General features: G+C 66.2%; 22 protein-coding genes and 7 tRNA genes. 8 read left to right on the top strand and 21 right to left on the bottom strand.

The features are described 5' to 3' along the window. Nucleotides 1-93 precede the first annotated feature (93 nt). The 12 genes from BWR19_13770 to BWR19_13825 form a co-directional block, all read right to left on the bottom strand. Nucleotides 94-1,584: a sodium/proline symporter gene (locus BWR19_13770; GenBank protein ID APX93919.1), complete on the bottom strand. Its 1,491-nt coding sequence runs from the start codon at nt 1,582-1,584 to the stop codon at nt 94-96. Between the two features lie 546 nt (nt 1,585-2,130). Next, nucleotides 2,131-2,218, bottom strand: a tRNA-Ser gene (locus BWR19_13775). A gap of 177 nt (nt 2,219-2,395) precedes the next feature. Further along, nucleotides 2,396-2,956 (bottom strand): nitroreductase, encoded by a 561-nt coding sequence (locus BWR19_13780; protein ID APX93920.1) that lies wholly within the window; start codon nt 2,954-2,956, stop codon nt 2,396-2,398. A gap of 52 nt (nt 2,957-3,008) precedes the next feature. Continuing rightward, nucleotides 3,009-3,845 carry an NADPH-dependent 7-cyano-7-deazaguanine reductase QueF gene (locus BWR19_13785; protein APX93921.1) on the bottom strand — a complete coding sequence of 279 codons (837 nt, stop codon included), beginning with the start codon at nt 3,843-3,845 and terminating at the stop codon, nt 3,009-3,011. Then, nucleotides 3,842-4,615, bottom strand: coding sequence for an ABC transporter permease (locus BWR19_13790; GenBank protein APX93922.1), 774 nt, complete (start codon nt 4,613-4,615; stop codon nt 3,842-3,844). Before BWR19_13790 ends, BWR19_13785 begins: the two co-directional genes overlap by 4 nt. Continuing rightward, the gene (locus BWR19_13795; protein APX93923.1) at nt 4,612-5,577 is read right to left on the bottom strand and encodes an ABC transporter; all 966 of its coding nucleotides are present in this window, start codon (nt 5,575-5,577) and stop codon (nt 4,612-4,614) included. Before BWR19_13795 ends, BWR19_13790 begins: the two co-directional genes overlap by 4 nt. Before the next feature lie 102 nt (nt 5,578-5,679). Continuing rightward, nucleotides 5,680-5,754, bottom strand: a tRNA-Gly gene (locus tag BWR19_13800). A gap of 22 nt (nt 5,755-5,776) precedes the next feature. Then, nucleotides 5,777-5,852: transfer RNA gene (locus BWR19_13805), tRNA-Glu, on the bottom strand. 92 nt (nt 5,853-5,944) lie between these two features. Beyond that, nucleotides 5,945-6,019, bottom strand: a tRNA-Gly gene (locus BWR19_13810). Between the two features lie 28 nt (nt 6,020-6,047). Next, a tRNA-Glu gene (locus tag BWR19_13815) sits at nt 6,048-6,123 on the bottom strand. 3 nt (nt 6,124-6,126) lie between these two features. Next, nucleotides 6,127-6,201 (bottom strand) — tRNA-Gly (locus BWR19_13820). Nucleotides 6,202-6,246: 45 nt separating this feature from the next. After that, nucleotides 6,247-6,322: transfer RNA gene (locus tag BWR19_13825), tRNA-Glu, on the bottom strand. 183 nt (nt 6,323-6,505) lie between these two features. Here BWR19_13825 and BWR19_13830 point away from each other — a divergent pair. The 4 genes from BWR19_13830 to BWR19_13845 all read left to right on the top strand — a co-directional run bounded on the left by BWR19_13830 (nt 6,506) and on the right by BWR19_13845 (nt 10,353). Continuing rightward, nucleotides 6,506-6,907, top strand: a complete 402-nt coding sequence (locus BWR19_13830; GenBank protein APX93924.1) for a peptide-methionine (R)-S-oxide reductase — start codon at nt 6,506-6,508, stop codon at nt 6,905-6,907. 80 nt (nt 6,908-6,987) lie between these two features. Continuing rightward, complete coding sequence (locus BWR19_13835) at nt 6,988-7,941, top strand: ribosome biogenesis GTPase YlqF (protein APX93925.1); 954 nt, start codon at nt 6,988-6,990, stop codon at nt 7,939-7,941. 46 nt (nt 7,942-7,987) lie between these two features. Next, nucleotides 7,988-9,214: an aminotransferase gene (locus tag BWR19_13840; GenBank protein ID APX93926.1), complete on the top strand. Its 1,227-nt coding sequence runs from the start codon at nt 7,988-7,990 to the stop codon at nt 9,212-9,214. Nucleotides 9,215-9,450: 236 nt separating this feature from the next. Beyond that, nucleotides 9,451-10,353: a zinc metalloprotease HtpX gene (locus BWR19_13845; GenBank protein APX93927.1), complete on the top strand. Its 903-nt coding sequence runs from the start codon at nt 9,451-9,453 to the stop codon at nt 10,351-10,353. Between the two features lie 96 nt (nt 10,354-10,449). Here the strand turns inward: BWR19_13845 and BWR19_13850 are convergent, their stop codons facing one another. After that, nucleotides 10,450-11,604 carry a 4-phosphoerythronate dehydrogenase gene (locus BWR19_13850; GenBank protein APX93928.1) on the bottom strand — a complete coding sequence of 385 codons (1,155 nt, stop codon included), beginning with the start codon at nt 11,602-11,604 and terminating at the stop codon, nt 10,450-10,452. Nucleotides 11,605-11,735: 131 nt separating this feature from the next. Between BWR19_13850 and BWR19_13855 the strand changes: the two genes are divergently transcribed. Then, nucleotides 11,736-12,017 (top strand): hypothetical protein, encoded by a 282-nt coding sequence (locus BWR19_13855; GenBank protein APX93929.1) that lies wholly within the window; start codon nt 11,736-11,738, stop codon nt 12,015-12,017. Between the two features lie 37 nt (nt 12,018-12,054). Here the strand turns inward: BWR19_13855 and BWR19_13860 are convergent, their stop codons facing one another. Together BWR19_13860 and BWR19_13865 are read right to left on the bottom strand one after the other, a co-directional pair. Further along, a complete protein-coding gene (locus tag BWR19_13860) occupies nt 12,055-12,402 on the bottom strand; it encodes a thioredoxin family protein (GenBank protein APX93930.1) in 348 nt (115 codons plus the stop codon). After that, nucleotides 12,399-14,627, bottom strand: a complete 2,229-nt coding sequence (locus tag BWR19_13865; protein ID APX93931.1) for a 23S rRNA (guanine(2445)-N(2))/(guanine(2069)-N(7))-methyltransferase — start codon at nt 14,625-14,627, stop codon at nt 12,399-12,401. The genes BWR19_13860 and BWR19_13865 overlap by 4 nt, the downstream gene beginning before the upstream one ends. A gap of 246 nt (nt 14,628-14,873) precedes the next feature. On the opposite strand from BWR19_13865, the gene BWR19_13870 reads away from it, so the two are divergent. After that, entirely contained in the window at nt 14,874-15,080 is a 207-nt protein-coding gene (locus tag BWR19_13870; protein APX93932.1) for a ribosome modulation factor, read from the top strand. 92 nt (nt 15,081-15,172) lie between these two features. On the opposite strand, the gene BWR19_13875 is transcribed toward BWR19_13870, so the two are convergent. The 5 genes from BWR19_13875 to BWR19_13895 all read right to left on the bottom strand — a co-directional run bounded on the left by BWR19_13875 (nt 15,173) and on the right by BWR19_13895 (nt 24,139). Next, a complete protein-coding gene (locus BWR19_13875; protein APX93933.1) occupies nt 15,173-16,195 on the bottom strand; it encodes a dihydroorotate dehydrogenase (quinone) in 1,023 nt (340 codons plus the stop codon). A gap of 109 nt (nt 16,196-16,304) precedes the next feature. Next, nucleotides 16,305-21,143: an NAD-glutamate dehydrogenase gene (locus BWR19_13880; protein ID APX93934.1), complete on the bottom strand. Its 4,839-nt coding sequence runs from the start codon at nt 21,141-21,143 to the stop codon at nt 16,305-16,307. Between the two features lie 101 nt (nt 21,144-21,244). Further along, nucleotides 21,245-22,393, bottom strand: a complete 1,149-nt coding sequence (locus tag BWR19_13885) for a tRNA (uridine(54)-C5)-methyltransferase TrmA (protein APX93935.1) — start codon at nt 22,391-22,393, stop codon at nt 21,245-21,247. 40 nt (nt 22,394-22,433) lie between these two features. Next, the gene (locus tag BWR19_13890) at nt 22,434-23,249 is read right to left on the bottom strand and encodes a glutamate racemase (protein APX93936.1); all 816 of its coding nucleotides are present in this window, start codon (nt 23,247-23,249) and stop codon (nt 22,434-22,436) included. Next, nucleotides 23,246-24,139 carry a LysR family transcriptional regulator gene (locus BWR19_13895; protein APX95034.1) on the bottom strand — a complete coding sequence of 298 codons (894 nt, stop codon included), beginning with the start codon at nt 24,137-24,139 and terminating at the stop codon, nt 23,246-23,248. The genes BWR19_13890 and BWR19_13895 overlap by 4 nt, the downstream gene beginning before the upstream one ends. A gap of 135 nt (nt 24,140-24,274) precedes the next feature. Between BWR19_13895 and BWR19_13900 the strand changes: the two genes are divergently transcribed. Then, nucleotides 24,275-24,718, top strand: coding sequence for a hypothetical protein (locus BWR19_13900; GenBank protein APX93937.1), 444 nt, complete (start codon nt 24,275-24,277; stop codon nt 24,716-24,718). Nucleotides 24,719-24,732: 14 nt separating this feature from the next. After that, entirely contained in the window at nt 24,733-25,995 is a 1,263-nt protein-coding gene (locus BWR19_13905; protein ID APX93938.1) for a hypothetical protein, read from the top strand. A 22-nt stretch (nt 25,996-26,017) separates the two neighbouring features. Here BWR19_13905 and BWR19_13910 read toward each other — a convergent pair whose 3' ends face one another. After that, complete coding sequence (locus tag BWR19_13910) at nt 26,018-26,563, bottom strand: hypothetical protein (GenBank protein APX95035.1); 546 nt, start codon at nt 26,561-26,563, stop codon at nt 26,018-26,020. Nucleotides 26,564-26,572 lie beyond the last annotated feature (9 nt).

Genomic DNA, 26,572 nt, shown 5'->3' on the forward strand with positions numbered 1-26,572 from the left:
CCTTGCTACTCGAGGCGTAGCCTTGTTGCGCCGCGTAAAAAGGGCCCCCGTAGGAGCCCCTTCACTACGTTGCATGCGTCCTGCTAGCGCTTACTAGCGAGTGATGTGCTGATATTCACCGGCATCGGCCGTCACGCTGCTCACCACCATGATGGCAACGAAGGAGGCGATGAAGCCAGGAATGATCTCGTATACACCGGGGCCGCCCATGAACTCACCGTTCCAACCCAGTGAGATCCAGATCATGACCGTGGCAGCACCCACCACCATGCCGGCGATGGCGCCGGCGCCGTTGGTGCGTGGCCACATCAGCGACAGGAGGATCAGCGGGCCGAACGCCGCCCCGAAGCCTGCCCAGGCGTTACTGACCAGCCCCAGCACCTGAGAGTCCTCATCGGACGCAATTACGGCGGCCACGATACCCACCAGCACCACACATACGCGACCTACGGCCACGCACTGCTGCTCGGTCGCGTTCTTGTGCAGGAACAGGCGGTAGAAGTCCTCCGTAAGCGATGAAGACGACACCAGCAGCTGACTGGAAATCGTGCTCATGATAGCGGCCAGCAGCGCCGCATAGAGGAAGCCGGTAATCAACGGGTGGAACAGCAGATCCGCGAGGATGATAAAGATCGTTTCCGGGTCCTGGACGTCCATGCCGTTGCGGATCGCATAGGCGCGGCCGAAGATCCCCAGCGAGACCGCACCGATCAGCGAGATCAGCATCCAGCCCATGCCGATGTTGCGGGCAACCGGCACGTCCTTGAGCGAGCGTATGGCCATGAAGCGCACGATGATATGCGGCTGTCCGAAATAGCCCAGCCCCCAGGTCACCGCCGACAGCCAGCCGATGAAGGTCAGCCCCGACGTCCAGGACAGCAGTGTGGGATCGACGTCATTCAAGGTCTGTGAGGCCTGGCCAAAACCGCCGCCCCCTTCACCAAACAGCACCACCGCCGGCATGATCACCAGCGCCAGCATCATGATGCAGCCCTGCACGAAGTCGGTCATGCTCACGGCCAGGAAGCCGCCGACCACGGTATAGATCAGTACCACGCCGAGGGTGATCATGACCCCCATGGCGTAGTTGCTCATGTCGCCGAAGTTGTATATCCCGGCGAACGCGCTTTCGAACAGCTTGCCGCCCGCCACCAGGCCTGAGGCGGTGTAGACCGCAAAGAAGATCACGATGACGATGGCGGACACCGTCCGCAGAGAGAGCGCCCGAGTCGGAAACCGGTTGGCCAGGAACGCCGGGATGGTAATCGCATTGCCGTAATGCACGGTCTGCTCGCGAAGCCGCGGTGCCACCAGCGTCCAGTTGAAGAACGCACCTACCAGCAGGCCGATGCCGATCCAGGCCGAGCCCAGACCAGAGACGAACATGGCCCCGGGCAACCCCAGCAGCAACCAACCGCTCATGTCCGACGCACCGGCTGACAGGGCCGCCACTTGCGGGCTGAGGCCACGGCCACCCAACATGTAATCCTCGGATGAGGCCGTCGCTTTGCGCATGGCATAGATGCCGATGGCGATCATTAGCGCAAAGTAACCAAACAAACTAATCCAAACACCAGTAGCCATGAACGTACTCCCGTTCGTCGGATCAGAACCAGCACCGTCAGGTAAGCGCTTTACCCGTGATGACGCCGATGGTGGCTCGCATGTTTTAGCGCGGCTTTTTGTTCGCGTAACGCTTTCGCATCACAAGCGGTACAGCCTGTGACGCCAGCCGCTAACCGCAGTGATCGCCTCCTCTCGTTGCGTTTGCCTGGTAAATTATCAAGAACCAGCTTCCTTCTTTTGATCCCAAGTGCTGGACGTGATGCGCGCTACAATGGATCTCACTATTTATCAGGAATTTTCTTAACATTACAAAGCGTAGCAGGTAATTCAGGCCGATGGGGCGCCGTCCTGCACACGGTGGTTGGCCACCACCAACGATGGGTTCACGGCAAGAACATCAAGCGAAAAGACAGGTAGTTATTTGCCGCCGCATGAAACATGGAAAATGCCGGGCTGAACGGGAGAGGCTGACGATTCGTGCGGGCCAACGGTGGAGCCAGGACGTGGAGTGAGACCACCAGAAATAGAAAAAGCCGCTGAAATCAGCGGCTTTTTCGATATTCGTGGCGGAGGGGGAGGGATTCGAACCCTCGAAGCCTTTCGACTTACACACTTTCCAGGCGTGCTCCTTCGACCACTCGGACACCCCTCCACATTGTGGCTCTTTCGCAGGAACGGGCGGCGTTAGCGGCTCGGCCTATGCGTCAGAACGGCGCACACTGTAACGAGCCAAGCCCGTGATTGCAAGCGCTTTTCCCCACTTCCCGGCGTTGCAGCCGTTGGCTCTGACGGCGCCAGACACGCCTCGGGGACTGCCGCAATACGTGACTCAGTCCCAGCGCTCGACGAAGTCGGCCGGGTCGCGTTCGGGAAGCGGCTTGTGGCGCCCGGCCAGCTGGCCGAGGTAGAGAAAGCCGACGATCTCGTCGTGCTCGCCCAGGCCAAGCCCCTTGCGCACGGTGCTGTTGAAGGCGTAGTGGCCGCTGCGCCACATGGCGCCGAGGCCCAGGGCATGAGCGGCGAGTATGATGCCGTGGGCGGCGCAGCCGGCGGAAATCACCTGCTCCACCGGCGGCACCTTGGGCAGATCCGGAGTGACCTTGGCGATCACCGCGATCACCATCGGTGCGCGAAGGGGTTTCTTGCGTGCGGCGTTGAGGGTGTCATCGCCGCTGTGCGGGTCATCGCGGTACTCGGCCTCGGCGAACAGCTCACCGAGGCGGTCGAGGCCCTTGCCGGAGAACTCGATGAAACGCCACGGCGTCAGCTCCTTGTGGTCGGGCGCGCGCAGCGCGGCGCGGTACAGCGCCTCGCACTGGGCCGCATCAGGGGGCGGGCCCATCAGCTTGCCCATGGAACTGCGCTCGTGCAGCAGCGTCATGGCATCCATCCGGCGTCTCCTCGTCGTGGTGTCGAATAGGCCACCAGCTTACCGCAGTGACTTACTGCCGAGCCAGGCGCAGCGGCTCCGGCGGGCGCTCGCCGGGGGTCCCGCGCCAGGGGCTGATATCCAGGCCGCCGCGGCGCACATAGCGCGCCAGCACTAGCAGCCGCTCGGGCCGGGCGCAGGCCATCAGGTCGCTGAAGATGTGCTCGACGCAGTGCTCGTGGAAGTCCTGGTGCTGGCGATAGCCGATCAGGTAGCGCAGCAGCCCTTCACGGTCGAGCCGGGGGCCACGGTAGCGGATCATCACGCTGCCCCAGTCGGGCTGGCCGGTGACCGGGCAGTTGGACTTGAGCAGGTGCGAGTGCAGCGTCTCCTCGACGATCTCCTCCCCTGCCTTCAGATGGGCCGCACTCGGAGTGTAGTCGTCGATCTCGATGTCCAGGTCATCCAGGCACTCGCCGGGCAGGCGCCGCGGCGCCAGCGCCTGGTCGTCGACGCCGAACAGTGCCACCTCGACGGCTGCACCGGCCACGCCGCTCAGGTCCCGCTCGAGAGTCGCTATCACCTCTTCGCGGCTGGCGAAGCGGGTCTGGTTGAAGCCGTTGAGATAGAGCTTCCACGACTTGGACTCGATCAGGTGCGGCGAGTCCGCCGGCAGCCGGAAGCGGGCCACCGCCACCAGCGGCTTGCCGCGGGCGTTGAGCCACGAGACCTCAAAAGCGTGCCACTCGTCCTCGCCGACGAACGGCAAGGCGCCCTCCTCGATGCCCAGCGGCGCGCGGTTGGCGGCCCGCGGGATGGGATAGAGCAGCGTGGCGTCGTAGCGCTCCGGGTAGGCCGACTCGCGGCCCAGCGGGGCGTGGGCCAGGGTATCGGGACGATCTTGGCTCATGAACGAATTCCTTTGCCGTGTTCGAGCATCCACAGCGCGAGGCCGAACAGCACCACGATAAAGGCCACGATGGCGCTCAGCGCCCAGACTACCGGGATATCCGAGACGCCCAGGAAGCCGTAGCGGAACACGTTGACCATGTACAGGATCGGGTTGAGCATCGACACCCCCTGCCACAGCGCCGGCAGCATCGAGATCGAGTAGAACACCCCGCCGAGGTAGGTCAACGGCGTGAGGATGAAGGTCGGCACGATGGAAATATCGTCGAACTTGTCGGCCAGCAGCGCGTTGATGAAGCCGCCGATGGAGAACAGCGCCGAGGTCAGCACCACCACGAAGATAGTCAGCAGCGGGTGAGCCATGCTAATTCGGGTGAAGAACAGCGACACGATGGTCACGATCAGCCCCACGCCCAGCCCGCGGGCCATGCCGCCCAGCACGAAGCCGGCCAGGATCACCCAGTTGGGCATCGGCGAGACCATCATCTCCTCGATGGAGCGCTGGAACTTGTTGGAGAAGAAGGATGACGCGACGTTGGAGTAGCTGTTGGTGATCACCGCCATCATGATCAGCCCGGGGACGATGAAGTCCATGTAGCTGAAGCCGTCCATCTCGCCGATTCGCGAGCCGATCAGGCTGCCGAAGATGATGAAGTACATGGTCATGGTGATCGACGGCGGCAGCAAGGTCTGCGGCCAGATCCGCGTGAAGCGCTTGATCTCCTTGTGCACAAGGGTCCATAGCGCGATGGCGATCTGCGTCGGGTTCATGGGCGGGCCTCCGCTGCCTTGGTGGCACGGTCGAGCTCGGCATTGCCCTGCTCGACCATGGTCACGAACATCTCCTCGAGGCGGTTGGCGCGGTTGCGCATCGACACCACCTCGATGCCCTGCTCGCCGAGGGCGGCGAAGATATCGTTGAGCCGCTGCCCGCGGTGCACCATGACCGCCAGCTGGGCGCCGTCGACCTGCTGCACCTCGAAGCCCTCGATCTGCGGCACCGCCTCCAGCGGGGCGGCCAGGTCGAACAGGAAGGTCTCGGTGTCGAGTTCGGTGAGCAGTGACTTGACGCTGGTGTTACGGATGATCTCGCCGTGGTTGATGATCGCCACGTTGCGGCACAGGCTCTCGGCTTCCTCGAGGTAGTGGGTGGTGAGAATGATGGTGGTGCCCTCCTCGCGGTTGATGCGGCGCAGGTACTCCCACATGCTGCGGCGCAGCTCGATATCCACGCCGGCGGTGGGCTCGTCGAGGATCAGCAGCTTGGGCCGGTGCATCAGCGCCCGGGCAATCATCAGCCGGCGCTTCATGCCGCCGGAGAGCATCCGCGCGCTGCCGTCGCGCTTGTCCCACAGGCCGAGGTCGCCGAGCAGGCGCTTGGCGCGGGGCAAGGCCTCGCTGCGCGGCATGCCGTAGTAGCCGGCCTGGGCCAGCACGATATCGATGACCTTCTCGAACTGGTTGAAGTTGAACTCCTGGGGCACCACACCGAGATGATACTTGGCGCGAGCAAAGTCGCGGTCGGTATCGATGCCGAAGATCGAGATCTCACCGGCGCTCTTCTGCACCAGCGAGCAGACCACGCCGAGGGTGGTCGACTTGCCAGCCCCGTTGGGCCCGAGCAGCGCGAAGAAGTCGCCCTGCTGCACATCGAGATCGATGCCCTTGAGGGCGTGAAAACCGTTGCCGTAGACCTTGGTCAGCCCACGGATGGACAGCGCCGGTGTGGCCATCGGGATCTCCCGGGAGATAGGTGAATCATTAGGCAACTAAAGATATGGCCGATCGTCGAGAATTCAAGGGCCTCGAGAATCAGATATAGGGAGGGGCTTATTTGGAGCGGGAAACGAGATTCGAACTCGCGACCCCAACCTTGGCAAGGTTGTGCTCTACCACTGAGCTATTCCCGCATGATGAAGCGTGGCAGCGATGTGGCGTCCCATAGGGGGTTCGAACCCCTGTTACCGCCGTGAAAGGGCGGTGTCCTGGACCACTAGACGAATGGGACGCAATATTTTTTGGTGCTTGGAGCGGGAAACGAGATCGACCGGGCTGGCGCACCAGCTCGCGACCGTCGCATTGGCCTGCTCGGGTCTTACTTGGAGCGGGAAACGAGATTCGAACTCGCGACCCCAACCTTGGCAAGGTTGTGCTCTACCACTGAGCTATTCCCGCTTGTATCACAACCTATCGATGATCGGAGTGGCGTCCCATAGGGGGTTCGAACCCCTGTTACCGCCGTGAAAGGGCGGTGTCCTGGACCACTAGACGAATGGGACGCATGGAGCGGGAAACGAGATTCGAACTCGCGACCCCAACCTTGGCAAGGTTGTGCTCTACCACTGAGCTATTCCCGCACAGGCCCTTTACCAGCCGATCATCCAGCACCTGACGAGAGGAAGTGGCGTCCCATAGGGGGTTCGAACCCCTGTTACCGCCGTGAAAGGGCGGTGTCCTGGACCACTAGACGAATGGGACGCGGCGTTCCCTCATCGAGGTGGCGCGTATGTTACTGAGCGCTCATTAGGCTGTCAAGCGACTGCCCAGGCGGGATTTTCCCGACCGGCCAGCTACGCTGATAATAGCCGTGTCGAGACTAGCCAGACACCCCCCGAGCGGTGTTTGATGGCCACAGATTCACCCGCAGCGAGAGAGACCGCCATGCGCAACAAAGTCGAGAAAAGCGACGCCGAGTGGCGTGCCCAGCTAACCCCGGAGCAGTATCGCGTCACCCGTGAGAAAGGTACCGAACGGCCGTTCAGCGGCGACTACCAGGTCAGCGACGACCACGGCATCTACCACTGCGTGTGCTGTCAGGCGCCGCTGTTCGAAAGCGAGCACAAGTTCGACGCCGGCTGCGGCTGGCCGAGCTTCGACCGCCCGCTGGGGGTCAACGCCGTGGAAGAGCACGTCGACGACAGCCACGGCATGCAGCGCACCGAGGTGGTCTGCGCCCACTGCAACGCCCACCTCGGCCATGTCTTCCCCGACGGCCCGCCCGAGACCACCGGCCTGCGCTACTGCATCAACTCGGTATCGCTGACCTTCCACGACGGCGAATAAACCCGACCGGGCCGGCGCCTGCCGGCCCACGCCAAGCTCTGCTAGAATGGTCGCCTTTTGCACGCGGATGGAGAGTGGCCATGCTCGGCTGGTTCCCGGGACACATGAACAAGGCGCGCCGCCAGATCAAGGAGGCGCTGCCGGAGATCGACGTGGTGCTCGAGGTGCTGGATGCCCGCCTGCCCTACTCCAGCGCCAATCCGATGCTCGCCGAGCTCACCGAGCACAAGCCGGTGCTCAAGATCCTGTCGCGGGCCGACCTCGCCGACCCGACGCGCACCGCCGAGTGGGTCGCCCACTTCGACGCCCAGGACGACACCCGCGCCCTGGCCGTGACCACTACCAACGCTCGCGAGCTAAAGCGCATCCCTGCGCTGTGCCATGAACTGGCCGGCCAGATCCGCGCCGACCGCGACGTGCGGGTCATGGTGATGGGCATTCCCAACGTAGGTAAATCGACCTTGATCAACGGCCTGGCCGGCCGCAAGATCGCCAAGACCGGTAACGAGCCGGCGGTGACCAAGCGCCAGCAGAAGGTGCGCATCGACGGCCGGGTAGCGCTGATCGACACTCCCGGGGTGCTGTGGCCGAAGATCGAGGATCAGGCCAGCGCCTACCGCCTGGCCGCCAGCGGCGCGATCCGCGACACCGCCATTGACTATATCGACGTGGCGGTGATCACCGCCGCCGAACTGGCCAAGCGCTATCCCGAGGCCCTCACCGCGCGCTATAAGCTCAAGGCGCTGCCCGCCTACACCGCCAACCCCGATGCGGCGCGGGTCGAGGCCGACGGCCCGGCGCGGCCCGACTTCCTGGCCCTGGCCGGCTTCGACGGCGCTGCCATCGTCGCCGAGATCGCCGCCAGGCGCGGCGGCCTGCGCGCCGGCGGCGAAGTCGACCTGCACCGCGGCGCCGAGGTGCTGCTGCATGAACTGCGCGACGGCAAGCTCGGCCCGGTAACCCTCGAGACCCCGGCGGACATCCCCGCGCCAGCGGTCGAGGACGACGCCCCGGATGGCATAGATAACCCATAAGACGCCCCTCGCGGGCTCCACTACTGGACGCACTTTCGGACACCCCATGGACACCCCGATCAGGAAATCGCACAAGCTTCACAACGTCTGCTACGACATCCGCGGCCCGGTGCTCGACCATGCCAAGCGCCTGGAAGAGGAAGGTCAGCGCATCCTCAAGCTGAATATCGGCAATCCCGCGCCGTTCGGCTTCGAGGCCCCGGAGGAGATTCTTCAGGACGTGATGCGCAACCTGCCCACCGCCCAGGGCTACTGCGATTCCAAGGGGCTCTACTCGGCGCGCAAGGCGATCATGCAGGAGTGTCAGCGCAAGCAGATCCCCGGCGTCGGCATCGAGGACATCTACATCGGCAACGGTGTCTCGGAACTGATCGTGATGGCCATGCAGGCGCTGCTCAACGACGGCGACGAGGTGCTGATCCCGGCGCCGGACTATCCGCTGTGGACCGCCGCCGCCAACCTCTCCGGCGGACGCCCGGTGCACTACCTGTGCGACGAGCAGGCCGACTGGGCGCCGGACATGGACGATATTCGCGCCAAGGTCACCAGCCATACCCGCGCCATCGTGCTGATCAATCCCAACAACCCCACCGGCGCGGTGTATCCGCCGGCGGTGGTCAGCGAGCTGCTCGACATCGCCCGCGAACACGACCTGGTGGTGTTCTCCGACGAGATCTACGACAAGATCCTCTACGACGACGTCGAGCACGTCTCCACCGGCGCCCTGGCCAGTGACGACCAGTTGGTGGTGACCATGAACGGGCTCTCCAAGAGCTACCGCTGCGCCGGCTTCCGCTCCGGCTGGATGATCCTCTCCGGCGGCGTCGCCAAGCAGCGCGCCGCCGATTACATCCAGGGCCTGACCATGCTCGCCTCGATGCGCCTGTGCGCCAACGTGCCGGCCCAGCACGCCATCCAGACCGCGCTGGGCGGCTATCAGTCGATCAACGACCTGATCCTGCCCGGCGGACGGCTGCGCGCCCAGCGCGACATCACCGTGGAGAAGCTCAACGCCATCCCCGGGGTCTCCTGCACGACGCCCAAGGGCGCGCTCTATGCCTTCCCGCGGCTCGACCCCAAGGTGTTCAACATCCAGGACGACCAGCAGCTGGTGCTCGACCTGCTGCTGCAGGAGAAGATCCTGCTGGTGCAGGGTACCGCCTTCAACTGGCCGCAGCCGGACCACGTGCGCATCGTCACCCTGCCGTGGGCCGAGCAGCTCGGTGATGCACTGGAGCGCTTCGGCAACTTCCTGTCGCGCTATCGTCAATGACGCATAAAACGCCAGCGGCTTGGGAAGCGCTGAATAAATCGGCTAGCGGGATGAAGCACAAGGCGCACGGAGCACAGAAACCGGAGCCTATGGGGTATAGGTGAGGATTTCGAGCACCGCGCAACGCAGTGATTCGCACGCGCAGGCATTTAGTCAGTGTTTCCCTTGAAACCCGGGCCCACAGACCGTATCTAATCCACAGCTAATTTGTCGTTTCTTGCCGGAGACCGCGTAACATGATGAGAATCCTGCTTTTCCTGGCCACCAACCTGGGTGTGATCCTGGTCGCCAGCATCACCCTCAGGCTGCTTGGCGTTGAGCCCTACCTCAACGCCCAAGGCCTGAACATGAACTCGCTGCTGATCTTCTGCTTCATTTTCGGCATGGCCGGCTCGATGATCTCGCTGTTCATCTCCAAGTGGATGGCCAAGCGCAGCACTGGCACGGTGGTCATCGAGCAGCCGTCGAACAGCACCGAAAAGTGGCTGCTCGACACCGTCGAGGAGCTGTCCCGGGAAGCCGGCATCAAGACCCCCGAGGTCGGCATCTTCCCGGCCCAGCAGTCCAACGCCTTCGCCACCGGCTGGAACAAGAACGACGCCCTGGTGGCGGTTTCCGCCGGCCTGCTCAACCGCATGCGCCCGGAGGAGGTGCGCGCGGTGCTGGCCCACGAGATCGGCCACGTGGCCAATGGCGACATGGTCACCCTGGCGCTGATCCAGGGCGTGGTGAACACCTTCGTGATGTTCTTCGCGCGCATCGTCGCCCACCTGGTCGACGGCTTTCTCAAGAGCCGAAATAACGGCGCCGGGCTCGGTTTCATGGGCTATTTTGCGGTAGTGATCGTGGCCGAGATCGTATTCGGCATCGTCGCCTCGGCGATCGTCGCCTGGTTCTCGCGCTTCCGCGAGTATCGCGCCGACGCCGCCGGCGCCAGGCTGGCCGGTTCCGGTGCGATGATCAACGCCCTGGCGCGCCTCAAGGCCGAGACCGAGCTGCCCGACCAGATGCCGGACACCCTGCGCGCCATGGCCATCACCAAGGGCCAGACCCGCTCGCTGATGGAGCGCATGTTCGCCAGCCACCCGCCGCTGGATGATCGCATCCGCGCCCTCAAGGAGGCGGCTTACCGTCAGTGAGTCGCACGCTGCCTGAACCTGGCCACGACGCAACGGGCTCACCCAAGGGTGAGCCCGTTGCGTTGCTGCGCCGGGCATCGCGCCCGGCCATGTGCCTCAACTGACCCGAAAGCCCGCCGCGGCAAGCAGAGGCGCCAGCGGCTGGCTGTCCTTGCCCAGTGCCACCTTGAGCGTGGCAAACTCACGCCGCAGCGGATACTCGGCACGCCAGGCATCGAAGCCTTTGGCCATGCCCTGGGTGGCCGCCCTGAGCGCCAGACCGTCATGGTCGCGGCGCACATCGTAGACCGCGCGCATGCACAACCGCAGCGCGTCCCAGGGCGACAGCCCGCTGCCCAGCTCGAGACGCCTCAGTGGCGGCGGCGGCGCCAGGTCGTCGATACTCAGCCTGGCCGGCAACCCGAAACGGCGCAGCGCCGCGGCATAGATCTGCTGGGTGCCGCGCAGCTTGCCGTCGAGGCTATAGCCGGCGATATGCGGCGTGGCAATATCCACCCGCTGCCGCAGCGTCGCGTCGATGCCCGGCTCTCCTTCCCAAACATCGAGCACCACGCGCAGATCCCCCGCCGTGGCCAGGCGCTGGCTCAGCGCGGCGCCATCCAGGCAGTCGCCGCGACCGGCATTGAGCAGCCAGGTGCCGGGCTTGAGTGCGGCAATGCGCTCGGCGTTGAGCAGGTGGTGGGTGGCATGCGCGCCGCTGCGCACCAGCGGGGTATGCAGGCAGAGTACATCGGCCCACTCACAGAGTTCGCCCAGGCCATGGAAGCGCTCGCCCGGCTCCGCCTCGGCGCGCGGCGGGTCGCAGCGGCGGCAGTCGAGCCCCAGCGCCGTCAGCCGCCGATAGAGCCGCTCACCCACGTTACCGGCACCGACGATCCCCACCCGGCGCCGGTCGAGGGCGGTTTCTTCACGCTCGGCAAGCAGCGCCAGGCTCGACAGCACATAATCGACCACCGCCTCGGCGTTGCAGCCCGGGGCGCTGGCGAAGTCGATGCCGCGGGCGGCCAGCGCCGCCTGGTCGACATGATCGGTACCGATGGTACAGGTGCCGACGAAACGCAGCCGCGCCCCGGCCCGCTGGGCGGCCTCGAGCAGCGAGGCATCGACCCGGGTGATCGAGCGCACGATCAGCGCCTCGGCACCGGCCAGCGCCGCGCCGTCGATCTCACGGCCGGGCAGCATGACCACCTCGCCAAGTTCGCCGAAGCAGCGCTTGGCAGCAGGGATGTTGGCATCGACGATCACACGCATGTGGGACTCCCCAACGATCGCGTTAGCAGGCAAGCACAGCGCTATGGCTATGCCCGGCAACGCCGTTACAATAGCACGCCGAACAGCGTCGAGCGCCCGACCAGGCTCGCCCACCACCTTCAGGAGCCCCGATGATCGTCCGTTGGGAGAGTGAACATGACTACGTGCTGGTGCATATCCATCAGGACATGTTCGGCGACTGGATCTTCAGCCGCGCCTGGGGGCAGATCGGCACCCAGTTCGGCGGTCTCAAGCACCAGCTCGCCGACGACTACGCCCAGGCGGTGATGTGGCTCGACGATATAGGCCACATCCAGGCCTCGCGGGGCTTTCACAAGGTGCTCGAGGTACAGGACGACACCCCCGAGGGGCGCGACGCGGTGCGCCAGCTGTCGCTGCTGGAGGCGCTGTAAGCGGTAAGCGCCAAGTGCTCCGCGCTGCCCGTAGGGCCTAGCCCAGATAGCGCCGCCCGCCGCGGATTACCGCGCCTTTCACTTCAGCCGGCGCGGGCGCTTGGTATAGCCGCCGCTGCAGGGCCTCCCAGGCGCCAGCGTCCAGCCAGCCGCGCGCCTCCAGCCAGGCCGCCAGCCTCGCCGGGTCGAAGCCGCGATCGAGCTCCTCGCCCTGCTGATCGGCGAGTACCGGAATCCGCACGCCGTAGCGCGCCATCAAGGCGTCGTCCTCGCTGATTTCGACATGCTCCAGCGTCACCGGCTCACTGCTCAGCTCGCTGAGTAGCGCCTCGAGCTGGCTGCACAGGTGGCAGCCCAGGGTGGTGTAGAGTCGCAGCCGGATCATGCGGCCTCCCGATGGCGGATCATGAAGACGTGGTGGATATCCGGGCGCCGCGCGAAGTCCGGATCGAAGGTCTTGGCGGAGATGTCCTCCACCGCGTACTCCGCGGCGAGGTCGGTATCGAGCACGAACTTGCGCTGATTGTTGGAGAACACCAGGGTACCGCCGGGGGCCAGCCGCGCCATGGCCAGGCGCACCAGGCGGCCGTGGTCGCGCTGGATATCCAGGGTCGCGGCCATCTTCTTGGAATTGGAGAAGGTCGGCGGGTCCATGAAGATCAGGTCGAACTGGCTACCGGCGGTCTCCAGCCAGCGCAGGCAGTCGTCGCGCACCACGCGGTGGCGACTCGGGTCGAGGCGGTTGAGGGCGAAGTTGTCCCGCGCCCACTCCAGGTAGGTATTCGACAGATCGACGCTGACACTGTCGCTGGCACCGCCCTGCTGCTCGGTACCCAGCGCGGCGTGCACCGTCGCCGTGGCGGTGTAGCAGAACAGGTTGAGAAAGCGCGTGCCGGGTGCCAGCTCAGCGAGCAGCCGCCGCACCGGCCGGTGGTCGAGGAACAGCCCGGTATCCAGATAGTCGCGCAGGTTGACCCATAGCCGCGCACGGCATTCGCGTACTTCGAAGCGTTCGCCGCTGGCGGCCTGCTTCTGGTACTGGGCACGCCCGCTCTGGCGCTCGCGCTGCTTGACGTAGACATGCTCGGGGCGCACCCCGAGCACCTCGGGAATCACCTGCAGGGCATCGTGTAGGCGGCGCTGGGCCTGGGCGGCGTTGACCGAGCGCGGTGGCGCATACTCCTGCACGTGGACGCGCTCGCCGTAGACATCGATGGCCAGGGCGTACTCCGGCATGTCGGCGTCATAGAGCCGATAGCAGGGCTCGCCGCGCTGCTTGAGCCATTTCTTGAGGCGCTTGCGGTTCTTCTCCAGGCGGTTGGCAAACATCTGCGCGCCCTCGCTGCGCCGCGGTGCGCTGTCGCCCTCGCCGTGGGCGGGCTCAGACGCCAATGCGTCTGCCGGGGACGCATCTAGGTCAGCTTGCGGCAACGGCATCAACAGCAGCTTGCAGTCCAGCGGGCCGTTCTTGAAGGCGTACTGCTTGACGGCACGCAGCCCGGTACGGTGGCCGAGATCCGGGTTGCCGGTGAACAGCGCCAGGGTCCAGCCCGGGAAGGCGCGCCGGCTACGCTCGCCGATGGCGGCGTACAGCGGCACCAGTTCGGGCAGTTCGCCGATGCGCTCGCCGTAGGGCGGGTTGGTGATGATCAGCCCAGGCGTCTCGGCGTCCAGCGCCGCGGGGCGCGTCAGCTGGGCCACCGCGCCGCCGCTGACGTCGATCAGCGCCGGAATCCCGGCGCGCATGGCGTTGGCCTTGGCCGCGGCGACCGCCTGAGGGCTCTGGTCGACACCGAACAGTGCCGACTTGCAGCGCTTGCGGCCGATGCTGGCGCGGGCCTCGGCCTCGCGCTTGAGCTCGGCCCACAGCGCGGCGTCGTGGCCCGCCCAGCCGTGCAAGCCGAAGCGCTCCCTAGCCAGCCCGGGTGCCACGTCGGCGGCCATCAGCGCGGCTTCGATGAGCAAGGTCCCCGAGCCGCACAGCGGGTCGACCAGCGCCTCGCCGGCCTTGGCGCGAGCCGGCCAGTCGACGCGCATCAGCAGCGCCGCGGCGAGGTTCTCCTTGAGCGGCGCATGGCCAAGCTCACGGCGATAGCCACGCTTGTGCAGGCTGTCGCCGGACAGGTCGATGCCAAGCGTCAGGCGGCCGCGATGCAGGTGAGCATAGAGCCGCAGGTCCGGTGACTTGGGGTCGATATCCGGGCGCCCGCCGCCGGCAGCACGCAGCGCATCCACCACCCCATCCTTGACCGTCTGGGCGCCGAAGCGGGTATGCCGGATATGCGCCGACTGGCCGTGGAAGTCCACCGCCAGCGTCGTGCCCGGCCGCCAGTGCTGCTCCCAGGCCACGGCCGCGGCGCTGGCCTTGAGCTGCTCGGGGTGTTCGATGCCCTCCTCCCGCGCCAGGCACAGCACCACCCGGTTGGCCAGCCGCGACCACAGGCAGAGCCGATAGGCCACCTCGAGTGATCCGCTGGCATGCACGCCGGCCACGGTGGTCTTGTCGACCTGGGCGCCGAGCGCGCTCAGCTCATCCGCCAGCAGGCCCTCGATACCCCACGGGCATGTTACAAAAATGTGATGGTTATCAGCCAGTTGTATATCAGTCATAAAAAAGTGCCACGGCCCTGCTGCCGGTCATATTCCTGTGGTGTCAGTTTGATGATGGCCTTATGCAAAATCACCGCTCGACAAGGCCCCGCATCATGAACTAGATGTAATAGGGTAGCTACTGAAAACGCATGCGTTTCTTGTCCATGGACGCCACTGGTAATGGCGTGTGGCGGGTCGACCCGACCCACCGCACTAACACCATTCGTCCCGAATAAACTCGGTTCTTCATCAAGAGGCCATCCGATGAAACGACAGAAACGTGATCGCTTCCAGCGTGCCTATGTTCACGGTTACAAGGCGGGCATCACCGGCCGCTCCCGTGATGACTGTCCCAGTCAGGATGTGAATCTTCGCGAATACTGGATGAGCGGTTGGCGTGAGGGTCGTGGGGATCAATGGTCCGGTATGACAGGTGTCTCCGGCATTCACAAGAACCCCATGGTGATGTGATATCACCGTCTTCATCGTTTAATGCGTAACGCATGCGATGATTCTTTCAAGGCCCGCCTCACCCGCGGGCCTTTCTGTTGCCCGCCTGTCGCTTACCCCTGGCTCGCCTCACGCAGCGCCCGCGCGCACTCGCCCACCAGCGCCGGGCCACGGTAGATAAAGCCCGAGTAGAGCTGCACCAGGTCGGCGCCCGCCTCGAGCTTGGCCGCCGCCGCCGCCGCGCTGTCGATGCCCCCCACGCCGATGATCGGCATGTCCGGCAACTGCTGGCGCAGCGCGCGAATCACCCGGTTGGAGGCCTCGAACACCGGCCGCCCGGAGAGTCCGCCCTGCTCGTCGGCGTGGGCAAGTCCGGCCACCGCCTCGCGGTCTACCGTGGTGTTGGTGGCAATCACCGCGTCGATCTCGCTGCGGGTCAAGGAGGCGGCGACCAGCCCGACCTCCTCGGCGCTCATGTCCGGGGCGATCTTTACCGCCAGCGGCACGCGCCGCCCGCTGCGCTGGTCGAGCTGCGTGGCCTCCTCACGCAGCGTGCCCAGCAGCGCATCGAGATGCTCACCGAACTGCAGATTGCGCAGCCCGGGGGTATTGGGCGAGGAGATATTCACGGTGATGTAGTCGGCATGGGCGTGGACCTTGCGCAGGCAGATCAGGTAGTCGTCCACCGCCTGCTCCACCGGGGTGGTGAGATTCTTGCCGATGTTGATACCGATCACGCCCTGGTAGCGGCTGGCCTGGACCCGCGCCACCAGGTGATCGACGCCGGCATTGTTGAAGCCCATGCGGTTGATGATCGCCTCTGCCTCGGGCAGGCGGAACATGCGCGGTTTGGGGTTGCCGTCCTGGGGCTTGGGGGTCACGGTACCGACCTCGACGAAGCCGAAGCCCAGCGCGCCCAGCGCATCGAGGTGGTCGGCGTTCTTGTCGAGCCCGGCGGCCAGCCCGACCCGATTGGGGAAGCGCAGGCCCATCAGCGTCAGCGGATCGGCGACCTGGGCTCCACCGCAGCGCCGCGCCAGGCCCACGCGGTTGGCCAGGTCGAGACCCTTGAGGGCCACCCCGTGGGCGGTTTCCGGATCGAGTCGGAACAGCAGCGAGCGGGCAAGCGAATACATGGCACTCCTCGGGGCGACAGATGGCGACGGGCGGCGATTATAGCCCAGCCGCCCCATAAACGACGAACCCCCGCATGCGCGGGGGTTCGTGGGTCGATGACGGCCTGCATCAGCTCTCGCTGTTGCTCTCGGCGAGGTCGGCCAGTTCGCGGATCGCTACCGAGAACAGCGGGAAACCGCCCTGGCTGCCGGAGCGCACCTCGGCGAGCAGATTGCACCAGCGCTGGAACAGCCGGTCGTGTCGCTCGAGCCACTGCTCCACGCGCTGTTCGACGTCACGCGCTCCGCTGTCGAGCTTGATCACGCCCACCGTCAATGCCAGCTGCTGGCGATCGAGATCGTCGCGGAAACTCTCTCGCGCCTGGGCCTGCCAGCTATCGCGCACCTCCAGGGCGTTGATCTGGTCGATCATCCACGGCAGTTCGAGGCGATGGCCGACCTCGTAGAAGACCTCGGCGACGCGCTGGATCTTCTCGTCGGTCTGCTTGGCGGCCTCGATGATGCCGAGCCCGGCATACAGGCTCTGGGTCGAGGCCACGCTGCTGGCCAGGGCGTCCGGCACGCCGGCCGCCTTGAGCTGGTCGCGGCGCGCCTCCCAGGCCTGACGCTCATCGCCGCGCAGGCGCTTGCCAAGGCTCTCCTGGAGCTGCGCCAGGCGCGGCGCGAAGTGCTCGATGCAGTCCTTGGTGGTCATGCTGCTGCGCTGACGCAGGAACCAGCGCGTGGCGCGCCGCAGCAGCCGCATCAGGTCGAGCATCATGCGGTACTGGACGCGGCTGTCGACCTTGTTGTCGAGGGCCTCGATCTTGTGCCACACGCCGTTGAGGCTGAAGCTGTCGCGGGCCACGATATAGGCACGAGCGATGTCGGCACGCCCGGCGCCGGTGGTGTCCATCAGCCGCCGTACGAAGACGATGCCCATGTGGTCGACCAGGTCGTTGGCGATCTGGGTGGCGACGATCTCGCGCTTCAGCTTGTGATCGTACATTTCGGTCTTGAAGCGCTCCACCAGCACCTGCGGGAAGATACGCTCCAGATGCTGCTGGATATACGGATCATCGGGCACCTCGGAAGCGATCAGGTCACCCTTGAGGGTGCTCTTGGCATATGAGACCAGCACCGACAGCTCGGGCAGGGTCAAGCCTTCGTCCGCGTTGGAGCGCTCGATCAGGGTCTCGTCGTCGGGCAGGAACTCCAGCTCGCGGTCGAGATGTCCGCTGGCCTCGAGCTCGTTGATGAAGCGCCGGTAGGGGCCCAGCCCCTCCTTGGAGAGCACTTCGGAGAGCGCCAGCGCCTGGGTCTGGCGGTAGTTGTCGATCAGTACCAGCTGCGACACGTCCTCGGTCATCTCGGCGAGCAGCTGATTGCGCTGCTTGTCGGTCATGTCTCCGCGCTTGACGATGTCGTCGAGCAGGATCTTGATGTTGACCTCGTGGTCGGAGCAGTTGACCCCGCCGGCGTTATCGATGAAGTCGGTGTTGACCCTCACCCCGCGGGCAGCCGCCTCCATGCGACCGCGCTGGGTAAGGCCCAGGTTACCGCCCTCGCCAACCACCCGGCAGTTGAGCTCGCGGCCGTCGATGCGCAGCGCATCGTTGGCCTTGTCGCCGACCTCGGCGTCGCTCTCGCTGGCGGCCTTGACGTAGGTGCCGATGCCGCCGTTCCAGATCAGGTCCACGGGCGACTTGAGCATGGCGCGAATCAGGTCGTTGGGCGCCAGCTTGTCGGCCTGTATGTCGAAGGCCGCCCGCATCTCGGGCGTAATCGCGATCGACTTGGCGCTGCGCGAGAAGATCCCGCCGCCCTTGGAGATCAGCTTGGCGTCGTAGTCCTCCCAGCTCGAACGCGGCAGGTCAAACAGCCGCTTGCGCTCGGCGAACGACTTGGCCGCATCCGGCGCCGGGTCGACGAAGATATGCAGGTGGTTGAAGGCGCCGAGCAGGCGGATCTTGTCCGACAGCAGCATGCCGTTGCCGAACACGTCGCCGGCCATGTCGCCGATGCCCACCACGCTGAACTCGTCGGCCTGGGTGTTGACGCCGAACTCGCGGAAGTGGCGTTTGACCGACTCCCAGGCGCCCTTGGCGGTAATCCCCATCTTCTTGTGGTCGTAGCCGTTGGCGCCGCCGGAGGCGAAGGCGTCGCCCAGCCAGTGGCCGTACTCGAGGGAGATCTCGTTGGCGATATCAGAGAAGGTCGCGGTGCCCTTGTCGGCGGCGACCACCAGGTAGGGATCATCCTCGTCGTGGCGCACCACCGCCTGGGGCGGCACTACCTCGCCGGCCACCAGGTTGTCGGTGACGTCGAGCAGCGCGCGGATGAAGATCTGATAGCAGGCGATGCCTTCGCGCTGCAGGGCATCGCGGTCGCCGCCCTCGGGCAGTCGCTTGCAGACGAAGCCGCCCTTGGCGCCTACCGGCACGATCACCGCGTTCTTGACCTGCTGGGCCTTGACCAGCCCCAGCACCTCGGTGCGGAAGTCCTCGCGACGATCCGACCAGCGCAGCCCGCCGCGGGCCACCTTGCCGCCGCGCAGGTGCACGCCCTCGACCCGCGGCGAGTAGACGAATATCTCGAACGCCGGGCGCGGCTTGGGCATGTCGGGCACGCGAGTCGGGTCGAGCTTGAAGGCGATGTAGTCCTTGAGTGCGCCGTCGGCGCCGGGCTGATAGTAGTTGGTGCGCAGCGTGGCCTGGATCAGCTCGATATAGCGGCGCAGCAGCAGGTCGTCGTTGAGGCTAGCGACGCCGTCGAGGCTGTGCTGCAGGCGCATCAGGCACGCCTCGACCTCGCTGTCGCGATCGCCCTGTTCGGGATCGAAGCGCAGCTCGAACAGCGAGACCAGCTCGCGGGTGATCTCCGGGTACTTGGTCAGGGTAGTGGCGATGTAGAGCTGCGACAGGCCGAAGCGGATCTGCTTGAGGTAGCGCGCGTAGGCGCGCAGCATGGCCACCTCGCGCCAGCTGAGGTTGGCGCCGATCACCAGGCGGTTGAAGGCGTCGTTCTCGGCCTCGCCGTTCCAGATGCGCTTGAAGGCATCGATGAACGGCTCGCGCATCTCCTGCAGGTTGACCACCTCGTTGGTGTGGTGCTCGAGATCGAAGTCGTGGATCCAGCAGGTACCGTCGGCGCGGGTGAGCTCATAGGGGCGCTCGCCGATCACCCGCAGCCCGAGGTTCTCCATCACCGGCAGCACGTCGGAGAGCGGGATCGGCCGGTCGCGATGGAACAGCTTGAGATTGACCCCGTCGCCCTCCTCCTCGACCAGCCGATAGAGCGACAGCGACAGCGGCGCACTGGCGTCCAGGTCGTTGACGTGGTGAATATCGTAGACCGCCGTGCGGGCCGTGAAGTCCTCGCGATAGGCCGCCGGGAAAGCATCGCGGTAGACGTCCATCAGCCGGTTGGCCTGCTCCTCGCCGAAGCCCTCGACCATCGCCTCGTGCAGCTCGTCGCGCCAGCTGCGGGCAAGCCCGATGACCTTGTTCTCGATACGCTTGAGGTCGTAGTCGGCCGGCGCATCGCCGTTGAAGCGCAGGATCAACTGGATACGCGCCAGCACCGACTCGGAGAGGTAGGTGTTGAAATCGCCGAAGGTGGCATCGAGCTCTTCGCACAGCAGGTTCTGGATGCGCACGCGCAGGTCGGTGGAGAACACGTCCCGCGGCACGAACACCAGGCAGGAGTAGAACTTGCCGAAACGATCCTCGCGCACGAACAGGCGCACCCGACGCCGCTCGCGGATATTGAGAATCCCCAGTGCGGTGCGGGTCAGCTCCTCGCTGGTGATCTGGAACAGATCGTCGCGCGGATAGACCTCGAGGATCTGTATCAGCTGCTTGCCGTCGTGGCCGTCGGGATTGACCGCGGTGGCCTCCATTACCGCCTTGAGCTTCTTGCGCAGCACCGGCACGTTGCGCGGCGACTCGTTGTAGATCGTGGCGGCATACAGCCCCAGGAAGCGCCGCTCGCCGATCACCTTGCCCTTGGCATCATAGCGGTCGATGGAGATGTAGTCGGGATAGGCGGGGCGATGCACGCGGGCGTGATGGGCGCTCTTGGCGAACGACAGCAGCTCGGGAATCAGCACGTAGTGGTCGCCGTCGACGCCCTGGTCGTTGCGGATGCGTTCGCGATAGCGCGGCTGGTCGAGGCGGAACACCCCCAGCTCGCTGCCTTCGACCAACTTGAGCTCGTCGTGGCCGTCGACCTCCACCACCTCGTACTCGTCGTAGCCGAGGAAGGTGAAGTTGTTGTCGAGCAGCCACTCGAGGAAGGCCATCGCCTCCTGATGGTCGGCGGGGTCGACCTGCTTGGGACGCTTGGCCTTGAGCTCCTTGAGGGCGGCCGACACCTGATCGCGCATCGGCGTGAAATCGGCCACCGCGGTGCGCACATCGAGCAGCACCTCGTGCAGGCTGGCCTCGATCTCCTCGAGTAGCTTGGGATCGGAGTGGCGATCGACCTCGATCACCATCAGCGACTCACGCGAGGCCGGCGCGTCCTTGTCGCCGGGCCGGGCGACCTTGGTCAGGCGATGCTTGGCATCGCGCTGCATGGCCAGTACAGCATTGTGGATGGCGTGCACGGTGATGCCGCGGCGGTTGAGTTCGATGCGCACCGAGTCGACCAGGAACGGCATGTCGGCGTGCAGCACCTCGACCTGGGTGTGAGTCGACTGCCAGCCGTGCTCGGCGAAGTCGGGGTTGTAGACCCGCACCTTGGGCTTGCTCAGGTCGTGACTCTGAATGAAGTGCCAGGTCGACAGCGTCGCGCCGTAGACATCCTCGGGGCGCCGCCCGGCCATGTCCTCGAGCGACGCGCTGGCATAGAACGCATCGGCGAAGGCGGTGATCGCCTTGACCTTGTCGTCCGCCAGACGCTTGACCAACTGCTCCTGAAGCTGAGCCAGGAACTCCTGCTTGCCATCGATCGCAACGTGTTGCATCCATCACCTCGGCGTGGGCCAGCCGCAGCGCGACCGGCGAAATCGTCCAGTGAGCGACCCGTAGGGTCGCATGTGGCGTCACTCTACCCTTGGCGCGGCGTCTAACCTACTGAGTTGCCAGTCTTGTCATGCGTCATGTCGGTTGCGCATCGGCGTTCCAACAGCACCCCGCATTCGCAGTGATGGGTCCAGGGAAACTGGTCGAACAGTGCGAAGCGCGTGATGCGGTGGCTGTCGCAGAGGCGCTCGAGATTGGCCGCCAACGTATCGGGATTACATGAAATGTAGACGATGCGCGAATAGCCGCTCAGCTGCGCGCAGCTGGCGTCATCCAGCCCGGCTCGCGGCGGATCCACCAGCACGGTAGAAAAATCGTAGTCGTCCAGCGCCATCTCGGCCACCCGGCGGCCGCCCTTCTCGCCTTTCAGCGCGGCGGCGAACTCCTCCGCCGACATCCGCCCCACCTGCACGTTGTCGATGCGGTTGGCGGCCAGGTTCTCCCGCGCGCTGGCCACCGAGGTGCGCGAGATCTCGGTGGCCAGCACGCGGCGGAAGTTCTCGGCCAGGGCCACGGTGAAGTTGCCGTTGCCGCAGTAGAGCTCGACCAGGTCGGCGGCCTGGCTGTCGCGGGTCACGTCCCGCGCCCAGCCGAGCATGGCGCGGCAGATCTCGGCATTGGGCTGGGTGAAGCTGTTCTCGACCTGCTGGTAGGCAAACTCACGCCCCTCGACTTCGAGCCGCTCCCAGACGTGGTCGCGCTCGAGCACCAGCCGCTGCTTGCGCGAACGACCGATGATGGCGACATCCAGCGCCTCCTGCAGCGCTCGCGCCTCGGCCTCCCAGGCCTCGTCCAGCGGCTTGTGGTAGATCAGCGTGACCAGCGCCTCGCCGGCCAGGGTGGTCAGGAACTCGACCTGGAACAGCTTGCGGCGCAGCAGCGGGTTGTCGCGCAACGCCTCGATCAGCTGCGGCATCAGCTGATTGATGTGCCGGCTGGCCACCGGGTACTGATCGAGGCGGATCACCCGCTTCTGCTTGGGGTCGTCGGGGTCGACCTCGAACATGGCGTAGAACAGGTCGTCGCCCTCGTGCCACAGGCGAAATTCGCAGCGCATGCGGTAGTGGCTCGGTGGCGAGGCGAACACTTCCAGCGGCGGCGGATCGAAGCGCGCGAACTGGGCGCTGATGCGCTGGCGCTTGGCCTCGAGCTGCTCGGCGTAGCGCGGTGGGTCGACGACGGGTACGGCCACGGGGCCTCCTTGACGATGAGAATACGGGGTAAGCGACGCCTCAGGGCGTCGACGAAGGGAAGGACGTGTCTGTGGAGACCCCGTCCAGCGCCAGGCCGCGCACCTGGGCAAAGCCAAAGCGCGCCAGGGCCGGTGCCAGCAACGGCGCCTCGCGGGTCAGCCAGGCGGTCTGCGGGCCGGGCAGCGAGGGCAGCGGCGACACCACCTGAGCGACCCGCCGGGCGATGGCGTCACCGGAGTCGACCCAGGTCACCGGCCGCGGCGCCGCGGCGGCCAGCGCCTCACGCAGCAGCGGAAAATGCGTACAGCCCAACACCACGGTGTCGAGCTCGGGGTCCTGCCAAAGCGGCGCCAGGCACGCCTCGATCACCTGCGGATCGAGCGCGCCACCGGCCAGCCAGTGCTCGGCCTCGGCGACCAGCGGATCGGCGGCCAGGCGCTGTACGTGGCAGTGGCCGGCGAAGGTCTCGATCAAGCGCCGCGTATAGGGCCGGTTGACCGTGGCCGAGGTGGCCAACAGCGCCAGGTGGCCGCTTTGCGACAGCGCCGCGGCGGGCTTGATCGCCGGCACGGTGCCCACCACCGGCATCGTCAGTCGACTACGCAGCGCCTCGAGGGCCAGGGTACTGGCGGTATTGCAGGCCACCACCAGGGCACTGGCGCCGCTGGCCGCCGCCGCGGCCTCGCACACTGCCACGCAGCGCTCCACCAGCCAGGCATCCTGCTTGGTCCCGTAGGGCAGCATGGCGTTGTCGCAGACGTACGCCAGCGAGGCCTGAGGCAGGCGCTGGCGCATCGCCGCGACCACCGACAGCCCGCCGACACCGGAATCGAATACCAGCAGCGGTCCGCTCATGGCTGCCGCCCCTGAAAATGCGCCAGCAGTGTGTCGATCAGCACCCGTAGCCGCGCCGGCATCAGCTCGCGCTCGGCGTACAGCAAGTACACCTCGAGGGGCGGGGGAGCGAAGGCCTCGAGCACCCGTACCAGGCGCCCACGGCGTACTTCGGGCTCGCCCAGGAAGGCCGGTTTCATCGCCAGCCCCATGCCGCGCGCCGCGGCCTCGACCAGGGCGCGGCCGTTGTTGCAGGTCAATACCGGCCGATAGCGCACCCGCTCCGACTGGCCGTCAACCTGGAAGACCCAGCCCGGGCCACCGCGCTGCAGGCTGTAGTGCAGGCAGCGATGGTGGCTGAGCTCGCGGGGATGCTGCGGCACGCCGTAGCGCTCGAAGTAGCTCGGCGCGCCGTACAGGTGAACCGGCATCGCCATCAGCGGGCGGGCGATCAGGCTGGAGTCCTCCAGGGCGCCGATGCGTACCACCAGGTCGAAGTCCTCGGCCAGCGGGTCGACGCGGCGATCCTCGAGCACCACCTCCAGCTCCACCCCGGGGTGGGCCTGCTCGAAGGCCTGCAGCGCCGGCATCAGCTCGCGCACGCCAAAATCCAGCGGCGCCGACAGCCGCAGGCGACCGCGCACCTCGCCGCGCTGCTCGCCCAGCTCCGCCTCCAGCTCGCCGAGCTCATCGAGCAGCCGCGCGGCGCCCTGCAGATAGCGCTCGCCCTCGACGGTCAGTTGCAGGCGTCGGGTGGTGCGCATCAGCAGGCGCACCCCGAGCAGCGCCTCCAGGCGCGAGATCTGCTTGCTGACCATAGCGTTGGACAGCCCGAGCTTGCGCGCGCCGCCGGCGAAGCTGCCCGCCTCGACGACGGCACGAAAGATCTGCATTGCCTGTAGCCGGTCCATAGCGCCCCGCGCGGTGTGATCGATGCCGGGCATTCTACCCTGCCGTCGGCCGCGACTCGACCGTCACGACCCCCCTTGCCTCAACCTCGAATACTGGTTATTTTTACAGTAATAAATGATTCAGCCGGAGCCCGCATGCATCTAACCCCGATAGCCCAGCACGCCGCACGCAAGCCGCACCCCGGCCTGCAACGCCGCGGTGCCAGCGGCTTTCCCTCGCCAGCCGACGACTATCTGGAGGCGCCGCTGGACCTGCACCGCCTGCTGGTACCGCGTCCCGCCTCGACCTTCTTCATGCGCGTCGAGGGCGATGCCCAGGCCACGGCCGGCTTTCAGCACGGCGATCTGCTGGTGGTCGACCGCGCCCTGACGCCGCAGCGCGGCGACTGGGTGGTGGCGGCCATCGACGGCGAGCTCTGCCTGCGCCGGCTCGACGGCCAGCGGCGGCGTCGCTGGCTGTGCCCGCCCACGTCACACCAGGCGCGCCTGCCCCTCGACGGTGAAAGCGACTGCCGCCTGTGGGGCGTGGTGCACTATGTGGTGCACGGCTGCCGCCAGGCACCGCCAATGACTACCTGAGCCGGGAGCCCGTCGTGTTCGCGCTGGTCGATGCCAACAATTTCTACGTCAGCTGTGAACGGCTGTTCGCCCCCCATCTGGAGGGCCAGCCGGTGGGCGTGCTGTCGAACAACGACGGCTGCGTGATCGCCCGCTCCAACGAGTTCAAGGCGCTGGGCATCCCGATGGGCATTCCGACCCACAAGATCGCCCCCGCGCTGCGCCGCCGCATCACCCTGTGCTCGTCCAACTACACCCTCTACGGCGACCTCTCGGCGCGTAGCCAGCAGGTGCTGGCCGCGCGAGTGCCGGCGCTGGAGCCCTACTCCATCGACGAGAGTTTCCTCGATCTGCGCGGCCTGCCCGACGATCTCACCGCGCTTGGCGCCGAGCTGTGCCAGGCGGTAGCGCGGGAGGTGGGGCTGCCGGTGTCGGTGGGTATCGCCCCGACCCGCACCCTGGCCAAGCTCGCCAACCATCGCGCCAAGCGTCAGCCGGGCCGGCCCCAGGTGTGTGTCTGGTCCCACGCTGACGACCGTGACCTGCGTGGGACGCTTGCCGAGCTGCCGCTGAGCGCGGTGTGGGGCATCGGTGAGCGCCTGCAGTGCCGGCTGCTCGACCACGGCATCGATACCGCCGCGGCGCTGCGCTCGGCCCCCGGCGCCTGGCTGCAGCAGCGCTTCGGGGTGGTGGTGGCGCGCACCGCCCTGGAGCTCGCCGGCCATCCCTGCCTGGCGGGCACCGACCTGGCCACGCCGCGGCGCAGCATCTTGTGCTCACGTTCGTTTCGCCAGGCGCTGCGGCGGCGCGAGTCGCTGGCGGCTGCACTGCGCTACCACTGCCAGCGAGCCGGCGAGAAGCTGCGCCGCGACGACCTCCAGGCCGCCGCCATCGGCGTCTTCCTGCGCACCAATCCGTTCCAGGACGTCGTCCAGCGGCGCGCCAGCCTGTGGGCGCCAATGCCGGTTCCCAGCGCCGACACGCTGCGCCTCAATCAACTGGCGCAGCAGTTGCTCGATCAGCTCTGGGAGGCGGGATTGGCCTATCATAAAGTGGGCGTGATGCTGGCCGAACTGAGCCCGCGCCAGCATCACCAGGCCTCACTGCTGGATCCCGCCGAATCGCCCAGCAAGGCGCAGCTGATGGGCGCCTGGGACAACATCCGCGCCCGCTTCGGCCGCGAGGCGCTAACGCTCGGCGTGCAGGCCCCCGACGCCGACTGGCAGATGCACAGCCGCCGGCGCTCATCGCGCTATACCACGCGCTGGGATGAGCTGCCGGCGGTGCGGGCGCATTAGCCGGGCCTGGGCGGCGCTCCCGTTACAGGGCCGGCTCCGGCGTGGCCCTGAGTTCGGCGTAGAGTTCGGGGTAGGCCGCTTGCAGGTACTCGAGACGCGCCTTGGCGCCCTCGGGCAGCAGGGTGGCGAGATGACGCAGGTCGGCGTCGTCGAAGTGCTCGGCGATCAACGGGAAGAGCGCCTCGCGCTCGTCGCGTAGGTAGGCGCGGTGGGCCTCGAGGTAGGCACGCAGGTCCTCGGCGAAACGATCCATGGGCAGCACCGCATCCATCAGAATCATGTCGAGATCCTGGGACAGCCGCTGCAGCCGCTCACGCAGCGCACGGTAGTCGGCACTCAGGCGATTGCTGAGTTCGCTGACCTCGGGCACCTTGGTCGCAAGCTGCTCGCTGCACAGCCGCTCCAGCGGCACGGTGAAGTCCTCCATGTAGTCGAGCACATAGTCGACGACTTCGCGGATCAGCTGGAAGTCGGGGCGCTCACCGGCGGCGAGCGTCTTCTGTTTGAGCTGCAGCACGTGCAACAGGCGCGCCATATTGGCATGATCCTGGCGCAATTGAGTCAGCATGGGCATGGA

The organism is Halomonas sp. 1513 (assembly GCA_001971685.1).
GTDB lineage: Bacteria > Pseudomonadota > Gammaproteobacteria > Pseudomonadales > Halomonadaceae > Franzmannia.

Coding starts and splice junctions, on each gene's coding strand:
- BWR19_13855 (APX93929.1), top strand. CDS start 11,736: ATGATCGTCCGTTGGGAGAGTGAACATGACTACGTGCTGGTGCATATC.
- BWR19_13830 (APX93924.1), top strand. CDS start 6,506: ATGCGCAACAAAGTCGAGAAAAGCGACGCCGAGTGGCGTGCCCAGCTA.
- BWR19_13910 (APX95035.1), bottom strand. CDS start 26,563: ATGCTGACTCAATTGCGCCAGGATCATGCCAATATGGCGCGCCTGTTG.
- BWR19_13790 (APX93922.1), bottom strand. CDS start 4,615: ATGAACCCGACGCAGATCGCCATCGCGCTATGGACCCTTGTGCACAAG.
- BWR19_13850 (APX93928.1), bottom strand. CDS start 11,604: ATGCGTGTGATCGTCGATGCCAACATCCCTGCTGCCAAGCGCTGCTTC.
- BWR19_13780 (APX93920.1), bottom strand. CDS start 2,956: ATGGATGCCATGACGCTGCTGCACGAGCGCAGTTCCATGGGCAAGCTG.
- BWR19_13890 (APX93936.1), bottom strand. CDS start 23,249: ATGAGCGGACCGCTGCTGGTATTCGATTCCGGTGTCGGCGGGCTGTCG.
- BWR19_13795 (APX93923.1), bottom strand. CDS start 5,577: ATGGCCACACCGGCGCTGTCCATCCGTGGGCTGACCAAGGTCTACGGC.
- BWR19_13845 (APX93927.1), top strand. CDS start 9,451: ATGATGAGAATCCTGCTTTTCCTGGCCACCAACCTGGGTGTGATCCTG.
- BWR19_13835 (APX93925.1), top strand. CDS start 6,988: ATGCTCGGCTGGTTCCCGGGACACATGAACAAGGCGCGCCGCCAGATC.
- BWR19_13880 (APX93934.1), bottom strand. CDS start 21,143: ATGCAACACGTTGCGATCGATGGCAAGCAGGAGTTCCTGGCTCAGCTT.
- BWR19_13900 (APX93937.1), top strand. CDS start 24,275: ATGCATCTAACCCCGATAGCCCAGCACGCCGCACGCAAGCCGCACCCC.
- BWR19_13875 (APX93933.1), bottom strand. CDS start 16,195: ATGTATTCGCTTGCCCGCTCGCTGCTGTTCCGACTCGATCCGGAAACC.
- BWR19_13865 (APX93931.1), bottom strand. CDS start 14,627: ATGACTGATATACAACTGGCTGATAACCATCACATTTTTGTAACATGC.
- BWR19_13895 (APX95034.1), bottom strand. CDS start 24,139: ATGGACCGGCTACAGGCAATGCAGATCTTTCGTGCCGTCGTCGAGGCG.
- BWR19_13860 (APX93930.1), bottom strand. CDS start 12,402: ATGATCCGGCTGCGACTCTACACCACCCTGGGCTGCCACCTGTGCAGC.
- BWR19_13870 (APX93932.1), top strand. CDS start 14,874: ATGAAACGACAGAAACGTGATCGCTTCCAGCGTGCCTATGTTCACGGT.
- BWR19_13770 (APX93919.1), bottom strand. CDS start 1,584: ATGGCTACTGGTGTTTGGATTAGTTTGTTTGGTTACTTTGCGCTAATG.
- BWR19_13785 (APX93921.1), bottom strand. CDS start 3,845: ATGAGCCAAGATCGTCCCGATACCCTGGCCCACGCCCCGCTGGGCCGC.
- BWR19_13840 (APX93926.1), top strand. CDS start 7,988: ATGGACACCCCGATCAGGAAATCGCACAAGCTTCACAACGTCTGCTAC.